The organism is Leifsonia sp. Ger2509 (genome assembly GCF_055231915.1).
This window is the reverse complement of record NZ_JBUYVB010000003.1, coordinates 575,722-592,237: the sequence shown is the minus strand read 5'-3', so window position 1 is coordinate 592,237 and position 16,516 is coordinate 575,722. Positions and strand designations below refer to the sequence as shown.

General features: G+C 67.1%; 11 protein-coding genes. 9 read left to right on the top strand and 2 right to left on the bottom strand.

Translation table 11 applies throughout. The features are described from left to right. Positions 1-3: 3 nt before the first annotated feature. From ACV7NN_RS03095 to ACV7NN_RS03080, 4 genes are all read left to right on the top strand, one after another. Positions 4-453 carry an SRPBCC family protein gene (locus ACV7NN_RS03095; RefSeq protein ID WP_463348120.1) on the top strand — a complete coding sequence of 150 codons (450 nt, stop codon included), beginning with the start codon at positions 4-6 and terminating at the stop codon, positions 451-453. A 79-nt stretch (positions 454-532) separates the two neighbouring features. Further along, positions 533-1,081 (top strand): DUF2510 domain-containing protein, encoded by a 549-nt coding sequence (locus ACV7NN_RS03090; protein ID WP_463348119.1) that lies wholly within the window; start codon positions 533-535, stop codon positions 1,079-1,081. 44 nt (positions 1,082-1,125) lie between these two features. After that, positions 1,126-1,575: an MSMEG_6728 family protein gene (locus ACV7NN_RS03085; protein ID WP_463348118.1), complete on the top strand. Its 450-nt coding sequence runs from the start codon at positions 1,126-1,128 to the stop codon at positions 1,573-1,575. Positions 1,576-1,642: 67 nt separating this feature from the next. Continuing rightward, a complete protein-coding gene (locus ACV7NN_RS03080; protein ID WP_463348117.1) occupies positions 1,643-2,776 on the top strand; it encodes a T6SS phospholipase effector Tle1-like catalytic domain-containing protein in 1,134 nt (377 codons plus the stop codon). Here the strand turns inward: ACV7NN_RS03080 and ACV7NN_RS03075 are convergent. Both ACV7NN_RS03075 and ACV7NN_RS03070 read right to left on the bottom strand, forming a co-directional pair. Further along, the gene (locus ACV7NN_RS03075) at positions 2,763-4,058 is read right to left on the bottom strand and encodes a ComEC/Rec2 family competence protein (RefSeq protein ID WP_463348116.1); all 1,296 of its coding nucleotides are present in this window, start codon (positions 4,056-4,058) and stop codon (positions 2,763-2,765) included. The two genes, ACV7NN_RS03080 and ACV7NN_RS03075, sit on opposite strands and share 14 nt — an antisense overlap. Continuing rightward, positions 4,051-6,222 carry a hypothetical protein gene (locus tag ACV7NN_RS03070; RefSeq protein WP_463348115.1) on the bottom strand — a complete coding sequence of 724 codons (2,172 nt, stop codon included), beginning with the start codon at positions 6,220-6,222 and terminating at the stop codon, positions 4,051-4,053. Before ACV7NN_RS03070 ends, ACV7NN_RS03075 begins: the two co-directional genes overlap by 8 nt. A gap of 340 nt (positions 6,223-6,562) precedes the next feature. On the opposite strand from ACV7NN_RS03070, the gene ACV7NN_RS03065 reads away from it, so the two are divergent. The 5 genes from ACV7NN_RS03065 (at position 6,563) to ACV7NN_RS03045 (ending at position 16,376) form a co-directional block, all read left to right on the top strand. Continuing rightward, positions 6,563-10,021 (top strand): TM0106 family RecB-like putative nuclease, encoded by a 3,459-nt coding sequence (locus ACV7NN_RS03065; protein ID WP_463348114.1) that lies wholly within the window; start codon positions 6,563-6,565, stop codon positions 10,019-10,021. 140 nt (positions 10,022-10,161) lie between these two features. Then, positions 10,162-14,565 (top strand): FtsK/SpoIIIE domain-containing protein, encoded by a 4,404-nt coding sequence (locus ACV7NN_RS03060; RefSeq protein ID WP_463348113.1) that lies wholly within the window; start codon positions 10,162-10,164, stop codon positions 14,563-14,565. A gap of 162 nt (positions 14,566-14,727) precedes the next feature. Next, positions 14,728-15,024 (top strand): WXG100 family type VII secretion target, encoded by a 297-nt coding sequence (locus tag ACV7NN_RS03055; protein WP_463348112.1) that lies wholly within the window; start codon positions 14,728-14,730, stop codon positions 15,022-15,024. A 36-nt stretch (positions 15,025-15,060) separates the two neighbouring features. Continuing rightward, the gene (locus tag ACV7NN_RS03050; RefSeq protein ID WP_463348111.1) at positions 15,061-15,501 is read left to right on the top strand and encodes a putative T7SS-secreted protein; all 441 of its coding nucleotides are present in this window, start codon (positions 15,061-15,063) and stop codon (positions 15,499-15,501) included. A gap of 2 nt (positions 15,502-15,503) precedes the next feature. Further along, positions 15,504-16,376: a hypothetical protein gene (locus tag ACV7NN_RS03045; RefSeq protein WP_463348110.1), complete on the top strand. Its 873-nt coding sequence runs from the start codon at positions 15,504-15,506 to the stop codon at positions 16,374-16,376. Positions 16,377-16,516: the final 140 nt, after the last annotated feature.

Genomic DNA, 16,516 nt, shown 5'->3' with positions numbered 1-16,516 from the left:
GGCATGAAGTCCACCCGGACGATCACGACCGACGTCGCGCGGCCGCCGAGCGCGGTCTTCGCCCTGCTCGCCGACCTGCCGGGATTCTCGGACTGGCTCGACCCGTCGAACACCTACCACGCCACCGTTCGGATCTCCGAGGATCCGATCGCCAAGGGCACGACCTATACGGACGAGATCCAGGGCATGGAACTCCACGGAACCGTTCTCGAATACGAACCGGATCACCTGCTCGTCTTCCACCAGGCCCGGTCGGACGGCCACCTCGCCATCACGATCAGCTACGAGCTCGTGCCGATCGAGGGCGGGACGCGCGTCGTGCGAACCGGCGAGATCGCGACGAGCGGGTTTCTCGCGGCCCTCCATCCCATCGTCGTGAGGACGACCGTCAGGGAGAACATCCGCATGATGAACCGGGTCAAGGAGTACCTCGACAGCGGCGCTTCGGCGTGACTGGCCCGCGCTCTGGGGCTCGTGACGCGGATGGACGGCTCACTAGCCTGTGGATGCACTGCGATCGAAAGGCCTATGCATGACCGACGCCCGCGCTCCTGAAGCCGGCTGGTACCCCGACCCGACCGGACCGTTCGGCGAGCGCTGGTGGACCGGGGCGACCTGGAGCGAGCACACGCGGGAGGCCGGGAACTCGGTGTCCGAGATCATCGCGCCGGACGTCGAGCCCGATGCCATCGCTCACAGTGACGACGACTATCAGCCGATGCGACCGGGTGCCGCGACGGGGGTGGTCGGCACAGGCCGGCTGCGCAATGTGCTCGCCTACCGCAGCCTCAATTGCGGTGCGGCCGCCGCCATCCTGTTCGTGATCACCGTGGTGTGCGCCGACCTCGCCTGGCGCGTGTCGCCCTTCGGTGTGCTCGGCTGGATCGCCGTCGCGCTGTCCCTGATCGGCACGGGCATCGCGATAATGGCGATCCTCTACGCAGCGGTGAGCTTCTTTCGAGTGCGCGCCTATCGAGGGCTCGGTCCAGCGCTCACCGGGTTGGTCTTCGGCATCGTCTTCGCCTTCACCATCCCGCTCGCAGGTCTCGCCTTACGGGTCGTGCTCGACACGTTCGGCTGACCCGCGCATCCTGCCGTCGGTGGTTGCGCGTACTCTGGCCGGTGATGCAGACCTTCCTCCCATATCCGTCGTTCCGCGAGAGTGCGCGAGTCCTCGACCGCGCGCGGCTCGGCAAGCAGCGCGTGGAGGGGCTTCAGCTCCTGCGGGCGGTGACGATCCCGACCTACGGGTGGCAGAACCATCCGGCGACGAACATGTGGCGCGGCTACGTGCCGGCGCTCGCCAAATACACGCTGGTGATGACGGATGAATGGATCGCCCAGGGCCGCCCCGACACCGTTCGGGAGCAGGTCCTCCCGTTCGCGCCCGAGGTGGACACCGCCGAGGAGGACCAACTCGAGCTCCCGCGCTGGATCGGCGACGTCGAACTGCATCGCAGTCACCAGTCGAACTTGATCCGCAAAGACCCCGCCCACTACGCCCCGCTGTTTCCCGGGGTGCCGCCCGACCTGCCGTACATCTGGCCCAGCAAGCACCCCGAGCGATACCTCTAGCCACCGCGGTGCCGCACCGCTACCGTGTAACCCAACCGAGCTTCACGGCGACGTGCGGAGGTGTCCGATGGGCAAGAACCTGGTGATCTGTCTTGACGGAACAGGCGCACAGCCGCGCGCGACCGGCGACTCGAACGTCATCAAAGTCTTCTCGATGCTCGACCTGAGCGATCCGGCCAAGCAGATCGCCTACTACGATCCCGGCGTCGGTACGTTCGCATCCGCCGCGTCCTGGGGCGCGATCGCACGCGGCCTCTCGCGTGTCGGCGGCCTCGCCTTCGGCAACGGCCTTCGGCAGAACCTGGGGGAGGCGTACACCTGGCTCATGCAGGAGTGGAATCCCGGCGATCGCATCTTCCTGTTCGGGTTCAGCCGCGGAGCATACACAGCCCGCGCTTTGTCGGGGATGCTCCGGACCATCGGGCTCCTCTATCCGGGGTCGGAGAACCTCGTGCCGTACGCGGTCGCCGAGTTCGCACGCCGACGCGGGGACGACAAAGACCACTGGGCAGACATCGACGAATTCACGGCCAACTTCTCCCGCAAGGTCACGGGAGGGCGCACGACCGTGCCGGTCACCTATCTCGGTGCGTTCGACACGGTGAAGGCGGCGGGCATCCTGAAATGGGACATCAAGTGGCCGTACACGCGCAAGCTGGTGAATGACGCGCGGGTGAGGCACGCGGTGTCGATCGACGAGAAGCGTCGGCCGTTCCGTGAATACCTTGTGACCCCGACCGACGATTCGAAGCTCGAGGAGGTCTGGTTCGCCGGCGTCCACACGGATGTCGGGGGAACCTTCCCCGATGACCCGCGCCTGTCGACCGTGTCGCTGAAGTGGATCGTCGAAGGTGCGATCGAAGAGGGGATGCTGGTGGAGCCCGCTGCATACGCGAAGTCGTGCACGGTCACTGGCGACAACATCAACGGGATCATCCACAAGAACCCGTGGGTGTACAAGATCTTCGTCGACCGCACGCGACCGATCCCGGCGGACGCCGTGCTCCACTCGAGCGTGCGCGCACGGATCGAGGGAGCGTCGGGTTATGTGCCGCGGCTCACGCCGAGCATCCAATGGGCGGACCCGACCTGGGAGACGCTGACGCCATTGCCCGGCGAGGCCGCGTCGACGCAGCCCGCGTCCGTGCCGGCCGCGACGGCACCGGCCGCATCCGCGCCGGCCGCCCCTACGGGATCGTGAAAGTCACCTGGCTCCAGAGCTGATTCGGCCCCACCTCGATCTGCGGTGTTTCGGCGACGGGCGCATCCGCGCGGATCACGTGCGTCTTGTGGTCCGCGAGGGCGGTGAGCAGTTCAGCCTTCGGAATCGTGTCCGCCCACTTCTTGACGAGGCCCCACGGGAGCATCGCGTACGCGCCGTCGCCCAGCACCGATTCGACGAACGGCTTCGGCGTCGCATTGTGCGAGCCGTGGTGCCCGATCTTGTAGAAGGCGACGTTGCTCACCAGCTCGCGCGACGCGGGATCGCCCAGCACATGCTCCCACGCGCCTTCCTGCGAGTCGCCCACGAACAGCAGCCGCGTCCCTGCAACGTCGAGCACGAAGTACACACTCGTGTTGTTGACGGAGCGTTCCAGTACCGCGGCCGCCCCGAGCAGGGCCTCGTCGCTCGTCGCCAGCTGGGACAGGCGGAGCGAGGGGCGCGCTCGTGTCAGCTCCTCGGGGATCTCGTCGAGTTCGTCGTCCGGCACGACATAGATCGCCGGGAACAGCGCGGGAGTGTCGTCATCCTCCAGCCCCTGGTCCGGGTCGAGCTGCAGCCATTCTGCGGAGGCCGGCGGGTTCATCAGCGACAGCTGCTTCGGGTCGCGCGACGGTCCGAGGATGTGGATGGTCACGCCGTCGATCGGGGTCGCGATCACGTTCTTCGCCGGGTCACGATCGGGTGCGAAGAAGATGTCGTGGGTCGGTTCGAGGAAGTGGCTGCCGTTCTGGTGAAGCAACCGGTCGGTCGCGGCTGCGTTGCCCATCGAGTTGATCGCGAACGAGTTCGCGAGCGAGAGCGCATCCGTGAAGCCGCCACCGTTCTTCTCCTTGCGCTTGGCCGTCGCCTCGATGATCCCGTTCAGCTTGGTGGCCGTCGAGACCAGCGAGTTGCGGAGCGCCTGCGCATCCTTGTCCGCAGGGTTCTCGACGAACGGGATGAGGACCGTGCCGACCTGCACCGCCTCCCAGTCCGGCACGGCGAACCCGGTGATGTGATCCTGGTGGTGGTGGGTGGCGACGACGACGTCGAATCGCGGGGGAGAGCCTGCCGGCATGACGGCGGCCAGATCGGCGATGACCGCCTTGACCACCTCTCCGATCGGGCGCGAGACGCCATCCACTTTCGCGCGCCCCTGGCTGTGGACGCCGCAATCGACGAGCATCCGCCACACCTGGTCGCCGCGGCTCACGGTCACGACGAAGCAGTCGCCGAAGCCGACGTTGTACATCCGCACCGACACGGTCGTCTCAGACATGATCGGCCCCCTGCCGGCGACGGCCGTGGCCGTGCCGTCGCCTGCGCTCAGCCGCGGATTTCGCGGCGAGCAGCGAGTGGAGCTCCTGGTCCGCGTGCAGTTGCGCGAACGTGAGGCGCAGCTGGGAGGGCTGGTCGGTCCAGGCGGCCAGCGCATCCGCCGACGTGACCTGATCGCTCCAGTTCTGAAGTGCCTTGGCGCGTTTCTTCCCGATCTCGTTGCAGGACTGCGCGAAGGCGCGCACCGCATCCCCGAACGGACTGTAGCCGAACGCGTCGGGGTCGTCGAGCACCTCCGGTTTTGTGAGTGGAAGCGGCTTGAGCACGATGTGCACGACCTCGCCGTCGACGCGAGCTATCACCGTGGTTCCCGAGCGGATGGGTACCCTCTTGTTGCGGGGCAGCGACTGGTCCTCGAGCTCCTCGTGGCGTTGGGCGAACTGCGCGACCACGATCGGGCGCGGCTGGAGATCGGAAGCCTGGACGTAGACCGCGTGGACTCCGACCAGCTCGAGTTTCAGTTCGGGGTCGAGACCCAGTTCGTGGGCGTGCGCCTTTCCCCACGCGAGCAGGTCGACGGCGGTCGACGAGTTGTGTTCTGCCGACGGAGGCTCGGGCGGCGCATCCATCGTCAGGTCGTCCGGATCGTCCTCCGCGGCACTGGTCACCATCGTCGACGCCTCGCCGGAGGTGTCGAGGTTGCGGGTGGCGTCCTCGATCAGCGGTGCCAGATCGACCTTGTGGTCGCTGGCGGTCAGGCTGAGCGGCGCCGGGGGAGTCGGCCAGACCAGCGACGACTCGGCGAGCGAGGAGACGGCCGGCGGGTATATGCCGCGCCGCCGCAGGGCCTCGACGAGATTCGTGCGCAGGTGGAGTTTGTCATCGGGGTACAGCGCACGGTCGGCTGTGACGATGCCGCGCACCACATCCCCGAAGGTCACATCGACCACCGGAAGGTATTCGAAGGCGCGCACGACCATCCCGAGCAGCCTGTCCGCGTTGCGGATCGCTTCGATGGTGACGCGTTTCACCAGATCGGGAGGCAGAGCGCCCGGAGGCAGCACGCCGGTGCCGCCCGTCGCGATGCGCCGAAGGTCCGCGATCTGGTCGATATACGTGTCGAGGTATGCGTCGAAGACCGCGGCGACGAAACAGGATCCGCGTTCGTGCGGCTCGGTGGCGTTGAGGAACTGCTTCGGGGTGCGCGGCGAGCCGAGAGCGGAGCGGAGGGCTGCGCCTCGGCCGGTGGACTCTCCGAACTCCAGCGCGAGGTCGAGCAGCGCGGAGCCCTTCTTCAGTTCGCCGCGCGAGTTGGCGACCGCCTCGGACACGACCTCGGGGAACAGGAAATGGTGGAACAGGGCGACCAGGTCGGCGAAGGCTTCATGCCAGGCGAACACGTCGGGGTTCGTCGCCTCGGAGAAGTACTTGCGGATGCGGTGCACGATCGCGTGCGTCACCTCGTGAGCGACCACATCGACACTGAGACAGGTGAACATCACCTGGCCGGGAAGGTTCGACCCCGGGTCGCGTTCGTCGGCACGGTAGAAACCGAACAGCACGGCTCGCCGTTCCGGGTCGAAGAACGCATTGCGATCCTCGAAGGCGTGGGGCACGATCCGCAACTCGCGCCCGCCCCGCCAGCGGAATCGCCGCCCACCGAACCTCTCGAACCGCTCGATGACGCTCATCGCGACGGCGTACACCACCTGCTGGTGGGTGCGCGGATCGGACTCCGAGGGTGTCAGCCCGCTCTGCGCGAGGATCGAGGGATCGTTCAGGTCGACCGGCCGGTACCAGACGTCGTGTGCGGCGTCGTAGTCGATCACCTGGATGAGTTCGCCGGACGGCCCCGGGTCGAGGCCGCGTTCGAAGGGGATATCGAGCGTGAGAAAGCGCCCGGAGAGCCGGGTGGACATCGGGTCGAAGGCGTAGGTGCGCAGGAGCCGACGGTCGGGGAGACGGACCGGCGGCGTGTTGTGCGGTGGAAGTGGTTTCCGGGACCTGGGCTTCTCGCCGTGTGTGTGCGCCTGGGCGGCGGCGTGGACCTGCGCTGCGGCGTGGGCGCGGACTGCCGGAGATTCGGTCGCTTTGGGTGATCCGTGGTCTACATGGTCGCCCGTGTGGTCTGTATCGTCCGCCTTGTCGCGGGTCGGTTCCCCCATGATGCCCTCTTCCGCGTCGTCCTCAGCAATGAGTGTTGCTCAAGAAGTGCTGTTTCGATGATGGCGCGGGAGCGGCGGTTTGGGAAGGAGGAGACGTATCACGGGCGGGGCCGGATTACCGGGTCTCGTGCAACGCGATTTCGCCCGTTGACCCTTGTTATCGGATGAACACCATGATTCCGAGGATGGTCTTCGTCACAGCGGACAGGACTCGTTCGACCCGAAGCCGAATCGTCCACCTGTTCTCTGACCGCACACCGATGATCGTAGCCACGCCGCCGTGTCACCCCCTCCCGATACGCTCGATCCAGCGGATACCGCCGCAGCGAAAGGGGGTCGCGTGTTCATACTCGACGGCAGCGTCGTCACGAGCGCGTCCGACCTCACCGAGGCGTCGAAGTGCGAGTTCGCTTTCCTGCGCAAGCTCGACGCGAAGCTGGGGCGGATCGACAAGCTCGACGTTCCCGAAGACCCGATGTATGTGCGCACGAGCCGGCTCGGCGACGAACACGAGGCCCGCGTCCTCGCCCGGTACAGGATGGAGCACGGCGCCGGCACCGTTGAGATTCCGCGCCCGGAGAGTCCGCTGACGGCCGACAGCCTCGGACAGGCCGTCGCGAACACGCGCCAAGCCTTCGACGGCCAGGCCGAGGTCGTCTTCCAGGCGACCTTCTTCGACGGCAGCTTCCTCGGTTTCGCCGACTTCATCGTGCGGCAGCCCGATGGCAGCTACCAGGTGCAGGACACCAAGCTCGCGCGCAGTGCACGGGTGACGGCGCTCCTCCAGCTCGCCGCATACGCGCAGCAGCTCGAACAGCTCGGAGTCCGCGTCGCACCCACGGTCGAGCTGCTGCTCGGCGACGGCACGATCAGTATTCACCGCCTCGACGACATCGCGCCGGTCTACCGCAAACGCCGGCAACGCCTCCTGCGCATCGTGCAGGAACGCCTCGAGGACACGCAGGCGGTGCAATGGGGCGATCCGCGCTACGCCGTCTGCGGCCACTGCGACGACTGCGATGCGGAGATCCAGGCGACCCGCGACGTCCTGCTGGTGGCGGGGATGCGCGTGACACAGCGCGCCCGCCTGGCCGCTGTGAGCATCCTGACCATCGACGATCTCGCGGCCACCGAGCTCACGAGCGTCCCCGGCATCGCGGATGGGACACTCGCCTCCCTCACGCTGCAGGCGCGGCTCCAACGGGATGCGCTCCCGGACGCGCCGCCACCCGTGGTCGTCCACGACGCATCCGCTCTCGCCGTCCTCCCCACCCCGAGTCCCGGCGACATCTTCTTCGACTTCGAGGGCGACCCCCTCTACACCGAGGGCGCGGGCGAGCGCTGGGGGCTCGACTACCTCTTCGGCTCGATCGATGTCCACGAGGAATTCACGGCGTTCTGGGCGCATGACTTCGGCGAGGAGCGCGAGGCCCTGCGCGCATTCCTCGACTGGCTCGGCGAGCGCCGCCGGCAGTATCCCGATCTGCACGTCTATCACTACGCCGCCTACGAGCGGACCCACCTGCTCACCCTCGCCGCCCGTCACGGCGTCGGCGAAGACGAGGTCGACCAGCTCCTCCGCGAAAATGTGCTCGTCGACCTCTATCCGATCGTCCGCAAGGCGCTGCGCGTCGGTTCCCGGTCGTACTCGATCAAGAAGCTCGAGCCCCTCTACATGGGCGACCGGATACGGCAAGGCGACGTGCAGAACGCCGCAGCGTCGATCACCGAATACGCGGAGGCCCGCGACCTCATCGCGACGGGCGAGGTCGCCGAAGGGCAGCGGATGCTCGACTCCATCGCCGACTACAACCGGTACGACTGCGTGTCCACACTCCGACTCCGCGACTACCTTCTCGGGCAGGCGGCGCGCGTGGGCATCCCTGTCGGTGAGCTGGCGCCCGAGAAACCCGACAACGACCTGGGACCCTCGCCGATTCGCGACGGGCTGCTCGCGCTGGCCGGCAATCCGCTCGACCCGGACCGCACATCCGACCAGCGCGCCCTGGCGTTCGCAGCGGCAGCGATCGACTACCACCGCCGCGAGAACAAGACGTTCTGGCAGGAACACTTCACCCGCCTCGTGCAGCCCCTCGACGAATGGGGTGACACGCGGGACGCCCTGATCGTCGAGGGGGCCGCCGTCGTGCGCGACTGGCACCGCGAAGACGGGCAGCGCTCCGACCGGCGCGTGCTGTCGCTGCGCGGGCAGTGGGGGCCCGGGTCGAACGTCAAAGCGAGCGACCAGGCCGGACCGTACGTTCTCTACGACTACCCGGGACCGTTCGAGAATCCGTCGCCCGAACCCGGTGCGCGAACGTACAAATCCGTGCGCGTGATCGAGGTCGAGGACGACGGATCGCTCCTCATCGAGGAGACGCTGAACCGTGACGTGGCGCCGTATACGGTGCTTCCTGTCGCCATCACTCCGGCCAGCCCGCCACGAGCGGTTCGGCTGATCGAGGCCATCGACGAATGGGGGAGCGCGCTGCTGGCGGCGCAGACCGAGATCTCCGGCCCGACATGGCCCCGCGACCCGATGGTCGACATCCTGCGGCGCGTCCCGCCCCGGACCCGCACCGGCGCGCTCCCTCCACCCGGTCCTGACCTGGTGCCATCCGTCGTCGGCAGTCTGCTCGGGCTCGACCGCTCCTACCTCGCGGTGCAGGGGCCCCCCGGCACGGGAAAGACCTACCTCGGCGCGCACGTGATCGCCGAGCTCGTCACCAAGCACCGCTGGAAGGTCGGCGTCGTCGCGCAATCCCACTCCGTTGTCGAGCATCTTCTCGACGCGATCGTGCGTGCGGGGCTCGACCCTCGACTCGTCGGCAAGGTGCCGAAGGCGGATGCCGGGGGCGGTTCGCACCAATACACTGAGCTCGACAAAGATGGGCAGCTGATCTTCGGGCTTGAGCGCCGCGACATCGGATACGTGGTCGGGGGCACCGGCTGGGACTTCGCCAACGCTGCGCGCATCCCACGCAAAAGTCTCGACCTGCTCGTCGTCGACGAAGCCGGGCAGTACTCGCTCGCATCGACGATCTCTGCAAGCGTCGCCGCACGGAACCTCCTCCTCCTCGGCGATCCGCAGCAGTTGCCGCAGGTCAGCCAGGGAACGCATCCGGAACCGGTCGACCAGTCGGCGCTCGGCTGGGTGAGCGAAGGCCACGACGTGCTCCCGCCCGAGCTCGGCTACTTCCTCGCCGAAAGCCGTCGCATGCACCCGGCGCTGACCGTGCCGGTCTCGCGGCTCTCCTACGAAGGCAAGCTGAGCTCGCAGCTCGAAGCGTCGGAACGGTTACTCGATGGAGTCGAACCCGGGCTGCACGTCGTCCCGATCGAGCACTGGGGCAACGCGACGGAATCGCCCGAGGAAGCCGCAGCCGTCGTCGAGCTGGTTCGCACGGTTCTCGGCAGAGCCTGGACCGACCCCTCGACGGGACGGTTCGAAGAGCCACTGAGCGTGACGGACGTGATCGTCGTCACCCCGTACAACGCCCAGCTGGCGATGGTGCATGACGCGCTGGAGCAGGCCGGCCTCGGCGCGGTGCGGGTCGGGACGGTGGACAAGTTCCAGGGCCAGGAGGCTGCGGTTGCGATCATCTCGCTCGCCGCGTCATCGGCAGCCGACGTGCCGCGCGGAATGTCATTCCTCATCATGAAGAACCGGCTCAACGTCGCGATCTCGCGTGCCAAATGGGCCGCGTTCCTCGTCCATTCGCCCGAGCTGACGGAATATCTGCCGATCAGGCCCGAGGGCGTCGCCGAGTTGAGTGCGTTCATCCGGCTCGTCGAGTAACGGGTTATCCACACCCCGGAACGGTCGATCCGCGATTCTTCTACGCTCGAATGCAGAGCGCTGGGGGGAACGATTTGCGGCTCAAACTGTCACTGAGACACCCGGGTGGAACCACCCGAGACATCGAGGCGACCGTAGACGTGACGGCGACTGTGGGTGAGCTCGCCGGCTACCTGCTGCGTGCCGATCCGGAACGAACCGCTGCGACGGACCCGAACGGGTCTCGGGTCTCGCTTCGGGTCGATTTCCCGGGCGTCCCGCACACCCAGCAACTCAGCCCGCTTCTGACAGTGCACGAATCCGGGCTGCGATCCGGATCCACGATCGAGATCGTTCACCTGCCGGCGACGGGGCAGGGCGTCGCGAATGGGCGCGCGATCGCCGGTGCGTTTCACGTTGTGGCGGGGCCGGACACGGGCAGACGGTACGCGGTCACGGCCGGAGTGACCGTCATCGGACGCGATCCCGCGGCCGACGTCCGGCTCGCCGACGGTCTCGTCTCTCGGCGACACGCGAGTGTCAGTGCGGGTGAGACCGTCGTCATCGCCGATCTCGAGTCTGCGAACGGCATCGAGGTGGATGGTCGGCGAACCCTCCGCGCAGTTCTGACGTCCGGGTCACGCATCCGAATCGGAGACGACGAGTTGCGCTGGGTACCGCATCCGGACGGAATGCGATCGACGCATGGCCCGCGTGACGGGGCATCCGAGAACGCGGGTGCCATCCCGTTCAGCCGGTCACCCCGGGTGGAGACCGTGTACCGCGGAAAGTCCTTTGCGCTTCCCGAGCCGCCGGGCCCGGTTGACCGACCCCGGTTCCCGCTCCTCGCGATGGTCGCCCCGCTCGGTATGGGTGTTGCGCTCTTCGTGGCCACCCAACAGCTCATGAGTCTGCTCTTCATCGCCCTCTCACCCGTCATCATGATCGGAACCTGGGTCGACAATCGCATCCAGAACCGTCGGAAGAAGCGTGATTCGATGGCGCGATTCACCGGTTCCGTAGCCGCGATGCGCGAGGAATTGACGCTCGAACGTGAGCGCGAGCGGGCCGGCCGCGTTGTCGAGTCCCCATCGACGGCGGAGGTGATGGATGCCATCCGGTCCCGTTCGCCTGTGCTGTGGACCAGGAAGCCCGAGCACGCGACTTTTCTCGAGGTACGTTTCGGCGTGGGACGACTTCCGACCCGCAGCGTGATCGCCCTCCCTGCCCGACGGGATTCGGCGCCGGGCGACTGGGATGAACTCGCAGCTCTCGCCGACCAATACGCCGAACTCGACGGGCTTCCGGTCGTCGAGAATCTTGAACGGGCGGGGGCGATCGGTATCGCAGGAGCGAGCGGTCGCGCCGCAGACGTCGCACGCGCCATCGTGATGCAACTCATCGGACTGCACTCGCCCGCCGACCTCGCGATCGTTGCATTCATCGCTGAAGGCGCAGCCGAGGAGTGGTCATGGCTGGAATGGTTGCCTCACGTCGACTCTCCTCACACTCCGCTGATGCGTGGCAGTCTCACAGCCGAGATCGAGTCGGCGAATCGGGTGCTGGCCCAGCTGGAGGAGTTGATCGAGTCCAGGCGGGTAGCAGGTGCCGGCACGCGCGCGGCCGTTCGCTCCAGGCTCGACGAGGACCTCCTCCTCGACGCCGCGCACGGTGCTGCGGTCAGCCGGCTGCCCACCACACCCGTCGTCGTCGCCATCGTCTGCGCGGACGATTCGGTCGATCGCGCGCGCCTGGTCGCCGTCGCGGAGCGCGGGCCCGATTACGGAGTGTTCTTTCTGTGGGTGGCCGCGAATGCTGCAGCCCTGCCGGTCGCCTGCCGCACGTTCGTCGACGTCGACTCATCCGGTCGTTCCACCGTCGGCTACGTCCGCACGGGGCGCCGGATCCTGCTTTCTGCCGTCGAGTACCTGGACGTCTGCAGCGCCCAGCAGGCAGCCCGCTCACTCGCGCCGGTAGAAGACACCGGCGCTCACGTTCTCGACGAATCCGATCTCCCGCGACGCGTCTGTCTGCTCGACCTTCTGGATGGTGCCGCGGCGAGCGATCCGGGCGCGGTCATCCGACGCTGGCGCAAAACCGACAGCATCATGAGCTCGTGGTCGCGGGGCGCCCCGCGGGAGTCCGGCGGAATCCGCGCGCTCGTCGGCCAGGGCGTCGGCGGCCCCCAGCACCTCGATCTCCGGGCGCACGGACCCCATGCTCTCGTGGGCGGAACCACAGGTTCGGGCAAGAGCGAATTCCTGCAGAGCTGGATTCTCGCCCTGGCGACCGAATACTCACCAGATCGACTCACCTTCCTCCTCGTCGACTACAAGGGCGGAAGCGCGTTCGCCGACTGTGTCGACCTTCCGCACACGGTCGGTCTCGTCACCGACCTGACCCCGCGCCTCGTCCGGCGGGCGCTGACCTCGCTGAAGGCCGAGCTCCGGTTCCGCGAAGAGCTCCTGAACAGAGCCGGCGCCAAAGACCTCGAGACGCTCGAACGCCGTTCTGACACGGATGCGCCTCCCAACCTCGTCATCGTCATCGACGAGTTCGCTGCCCTCGCCACCGACGTTCCCGAGTTCGTCAGCGGCGTCGTCGACGTTGCCCAGCGTGGACGATCGCTCGGGCTTCACATCATCATGGCGACCCAGCGACCGGCGGGCGTCATCACCGAGAGCCTGAGGGCGAACACGAACCTTCGGGTCGCCCTTCGGGTCGCGGATGAAGCCGACAGCGTCGATGTGCTCGGTATCGACAGTGCTGCGCACTTCGACCCCTCTGTGCCCGGACGGGCTGCGGCGAAACTGGGCCCCGGACGCGTGCTCGACTTCCAGTCCGCGTTCGTCGGCGGCGTGACGGATGACGATAGAAGCGGTTCGGAGATCGATGTGGGCGATCTCGGTTTCGGACGCTCGGCACCGTGGCCGGGTGGCGGCTCGCCGCCCGCGCGCACCGGGCCTCCGGACAGCCGGAGATTCGTTGGGGCTATCGCGCGTGCTGCCGAGGAGTGCGGGGTAGCCACCCCGCGACGACCGTGGCTCGACGAACTGCCGGATGTGCTGGCGATGGAGTCGCTGGAGTCCGGCGCCGGCGAGGGCCTGGCCATCGGGTTGGTCGATGCGCCGGAGTCGCAGGGGCAGCGCTCGTTCGTCGTCGATCCGGCTCGCGAGGGCGTCCTTGCGGTCCTCGGAACCAGCGGCTCGGGGAAGACGACCCTGCTCTGCAGCATCGCCTTCGCGGCCTCGCGCCGAGCGGATGTGGAACCCGTGTGGATCTACGGGCTCGACTTTGCAGGTGGTGGGCTCCACACGCTCGAACGGCTTCCGACGGTCGGGTCGATCATCCCGGGGGACGACGAAGAGCGACTGACGCGGTTGATCGGGATGCTCGAGACAGTCGCCCGTGACCGCGCGGAGCGCTTCGAGGCTGTCGGTGCGGCATCCCTCGACGACTTCCGAAGGCTGACCGGAACGGCCGAGCCGGGCGTCCTCGTCCTGATCGACGGAATGGGCGCCCTGCGAACCGACTACGAGTTCCGCACCGCCGACTCGCTGTTCGACGATGTGGTGAGGCTCATCGGACTCGGCCGCCGCCTCGGCATCGGCTTCGTTCTCGCAGCCGACCGGCCTTCGGCGATTCCCACCTCGATCCAGGCGAACATTCAGACGACAATCGTCCTGCGGTTGGCGGGGGAGGGCGAGTACGCCGCCGCGGGTGTCGCCTCGGGTGTGCTGCAGGATGCGGTCCCCGGGCGCGGGCTGGTCGCCGGTCACGAGGTCCAGGTCGCGGTACCCGATGGAGATGTCGACGAGGTTCGACACGGTGGGTGGATCGCTGCGCTTGCCGGTGAACTTCAGGACGTGTCCGCAGCCCCGCCGATCGCGCGGCTCCCTGCCGTGATCCGCGCCGACGACCTGCCATCGACCGTCGACGGAGGCATCGTCGTCGGTCTCGGGCACGAGACCTTGAGCGCAGCGGCGATCGCACTCCGGGGGATCTTCGTCGTCACCGGTCCGCTCGGTTCGGGGCGCACATCGACGATGCGCACGATCCTCCGGAACACGCGGGCAGCTCGGCCGGAAGCCGAGTTCTATCTGCTCGCCGTCCGTGCGGGAGAGATCCGGAATGAGGTGGACTGGTGGCGTGCCTCGGCGTCACCGGAATCGGCTTGCGCACTGGCTGAGCACCTCGCTGCGTCATTCGCAGAGGGCGGTCCGGCCGACGCGGTCATTGTCATCGAGGACGTCGGGAACTTCGAGGGCTTGGCGGCCGACGCTGCTGTTGCCCGCCTCATGGGGATGGCCCGCAGGGCGGATGTCTCCCTCATCGTCGAGACCGACACCGTGACCGGGCCGGGAGCGTGGGCGATCCACGCCCAGCTGAAGGCTGCGAGATCCGGCATCGTCCTCCAACCCGACGAAGGCGACGGGATGGCGATCTTCCGGGTGCAGTTCCCGCGCATCCGCCGGTCCGACTTTCCCGTCGGCCGGGGAATCCTCGTATCCGCGGGGAGGCATGAGCGGGTCCAGGTCGCGCTCACCGAGCCTCTCGGTGCCTAGCAAGCGTAAAGAAACACTTGCAAGGCTTTTGTAACCGTCCACAGGGGCCCGAAACGCTGGACCCTGTCGACGCGGGCTTCCTAGACTCGAGGGGTCAGAGCATGCCGGGCGGGGCATGTATTTTCTGTCTCTTTCAACACACAAAATGCACAAGGGGAGATCATGTCCAATATCAACGTCTCGTACCAGGAGATCAACAGCAATGCAGAGCGTCTCGTGGCCGGTCGCGACGAGATCAGTTCGACCCTGACGAAGCTGCAGTCCCAGATCGGTGCGCTCACCGCAGCCGGCTTCACGACCGACAAATCGTCGGGCGCATTCGCCGATGCGTACAACCGGTTCACGTCGGGAGCGCAGAACACCATCGGCGGCCTCGACGATCTTGCACAGTTCCTCAGGACGACAGCTCACACGCTCCAAGAGGTCGATGCCAGCCTGGCCGCGCGTCTCGGCCGCTGATCGCGCCGAAATCCGCGTACTCGAAGGAATCAATTCATGTATGGCGAGATGGTCACGGTACGAGCGCGGGCGAAATCGCTCCGAGATATCGCAGACGAACTGAACGAGCGTGGACGTGCATTGGCGCGCCAGGGAGAGGGGATGATGTGGCGGTCGCCCGCCGCCGACGCGTTCCGCGACCGGTTGCGCGCACTAGCGGGCGATCTCGGCTCGCAGGCGGCCGCGCTGCACGACGCTGCCGGCGCGCTCGAGCGTCACGCGTCGACGGTCGAAGCGACGAAGCGTGCGATCTCAGACGCACAGGAGTGGGTCACGGCGCGCCTGAATGCCGCAGCTCGGGCGGTCCGTGACCTCACAGAAGGTGCTGTCGAGGGTGTCGAGCAGGCGATCGCTTCGGCAGGCAGGAACGCACCTGTTGGCGGGTCGAAGGACTGGCTCGATTTCAGACGGCTGTTCGAGCACAGAGGGTGGGCGTAGTAATGGCTGATAGCTGGAGATTCGAACTGTCCACGGACGAGCTTCGCGCCGTATGCGAACTCGTTCCCGAACTCGTTCTGCCTGCAGGGTACGGGGTCAGCGACCTCGGCGGGGTCAACGCCGACGATGAGGCCGAAGTCATGGCGGCGATCACGGCGGGGCGCGCCTCCTTGAAGGAGCGAGGGCTGGTCATCAGCCACCTGGACACCGACGAGGATGGGGTGGCCCCGGCGCTGCTGTTCGCGCTCTCGCTCCACGGAGTGGCGGAGAGCGCCATCCGTGTCTTCGCGTGGAGCCCACGGGATGAATCGCGCGAGTTGATCAGTGTCAATCGGGGTGCCTGCGCGGGCCTTCGCCGGATTCAGCCGCGAGGTACCGAGGCAGGCGGCTGCAACACCCGGATCGTCGTCACTTTCATGTACCTGGGCGAGCTCGCGAAGCACCTGCTCGAACTCGTCGCCGACAACTCGTCCGCCCAGAAGACACCTCCGAGATCGACCACTCTCGGCCTCGTCGAATCGCGAGCGATCGTCAAGGCGATCCGGGAGGGGGACCAAGCCTTCCTTGCGTCCCTCTCGACAGGAGCCGAGGTCGGGGCCGATGTCGAGCTCATGTCAGGACTGACGCGTCAGATGGACGCGGGATTCCACCTCGAATTGCTCGACAAGGACGCACGATGCCTGTACATGGGCGACTGGTTCCGCGGCGACGACGGGTGGATTTCGATGACAGTGGTCCCCGGCGAGTTCCCGGTTTCCGGAAAGTCGCTGGCTGAGAGCGGACGGATGCGCCTTGCCAAGGTCTCCCGCTCGCTTCTCCGCGCAGACCTGCTTGAGCTTGTGGCAGGACTTCGAAGGATCCGCGATGTCGCGTGAGGTCCTCACCGTCGCCTTCGACGATGTCGATCGAATGACTACGTCGATCCAGGTGCACACGGAGTACCTGCGGTCGTGCGTCGGTGTTCTGGGTAGGATCGGCGGCGATCCGGACTTCGCCGCATCGCTACCGTTGTCGC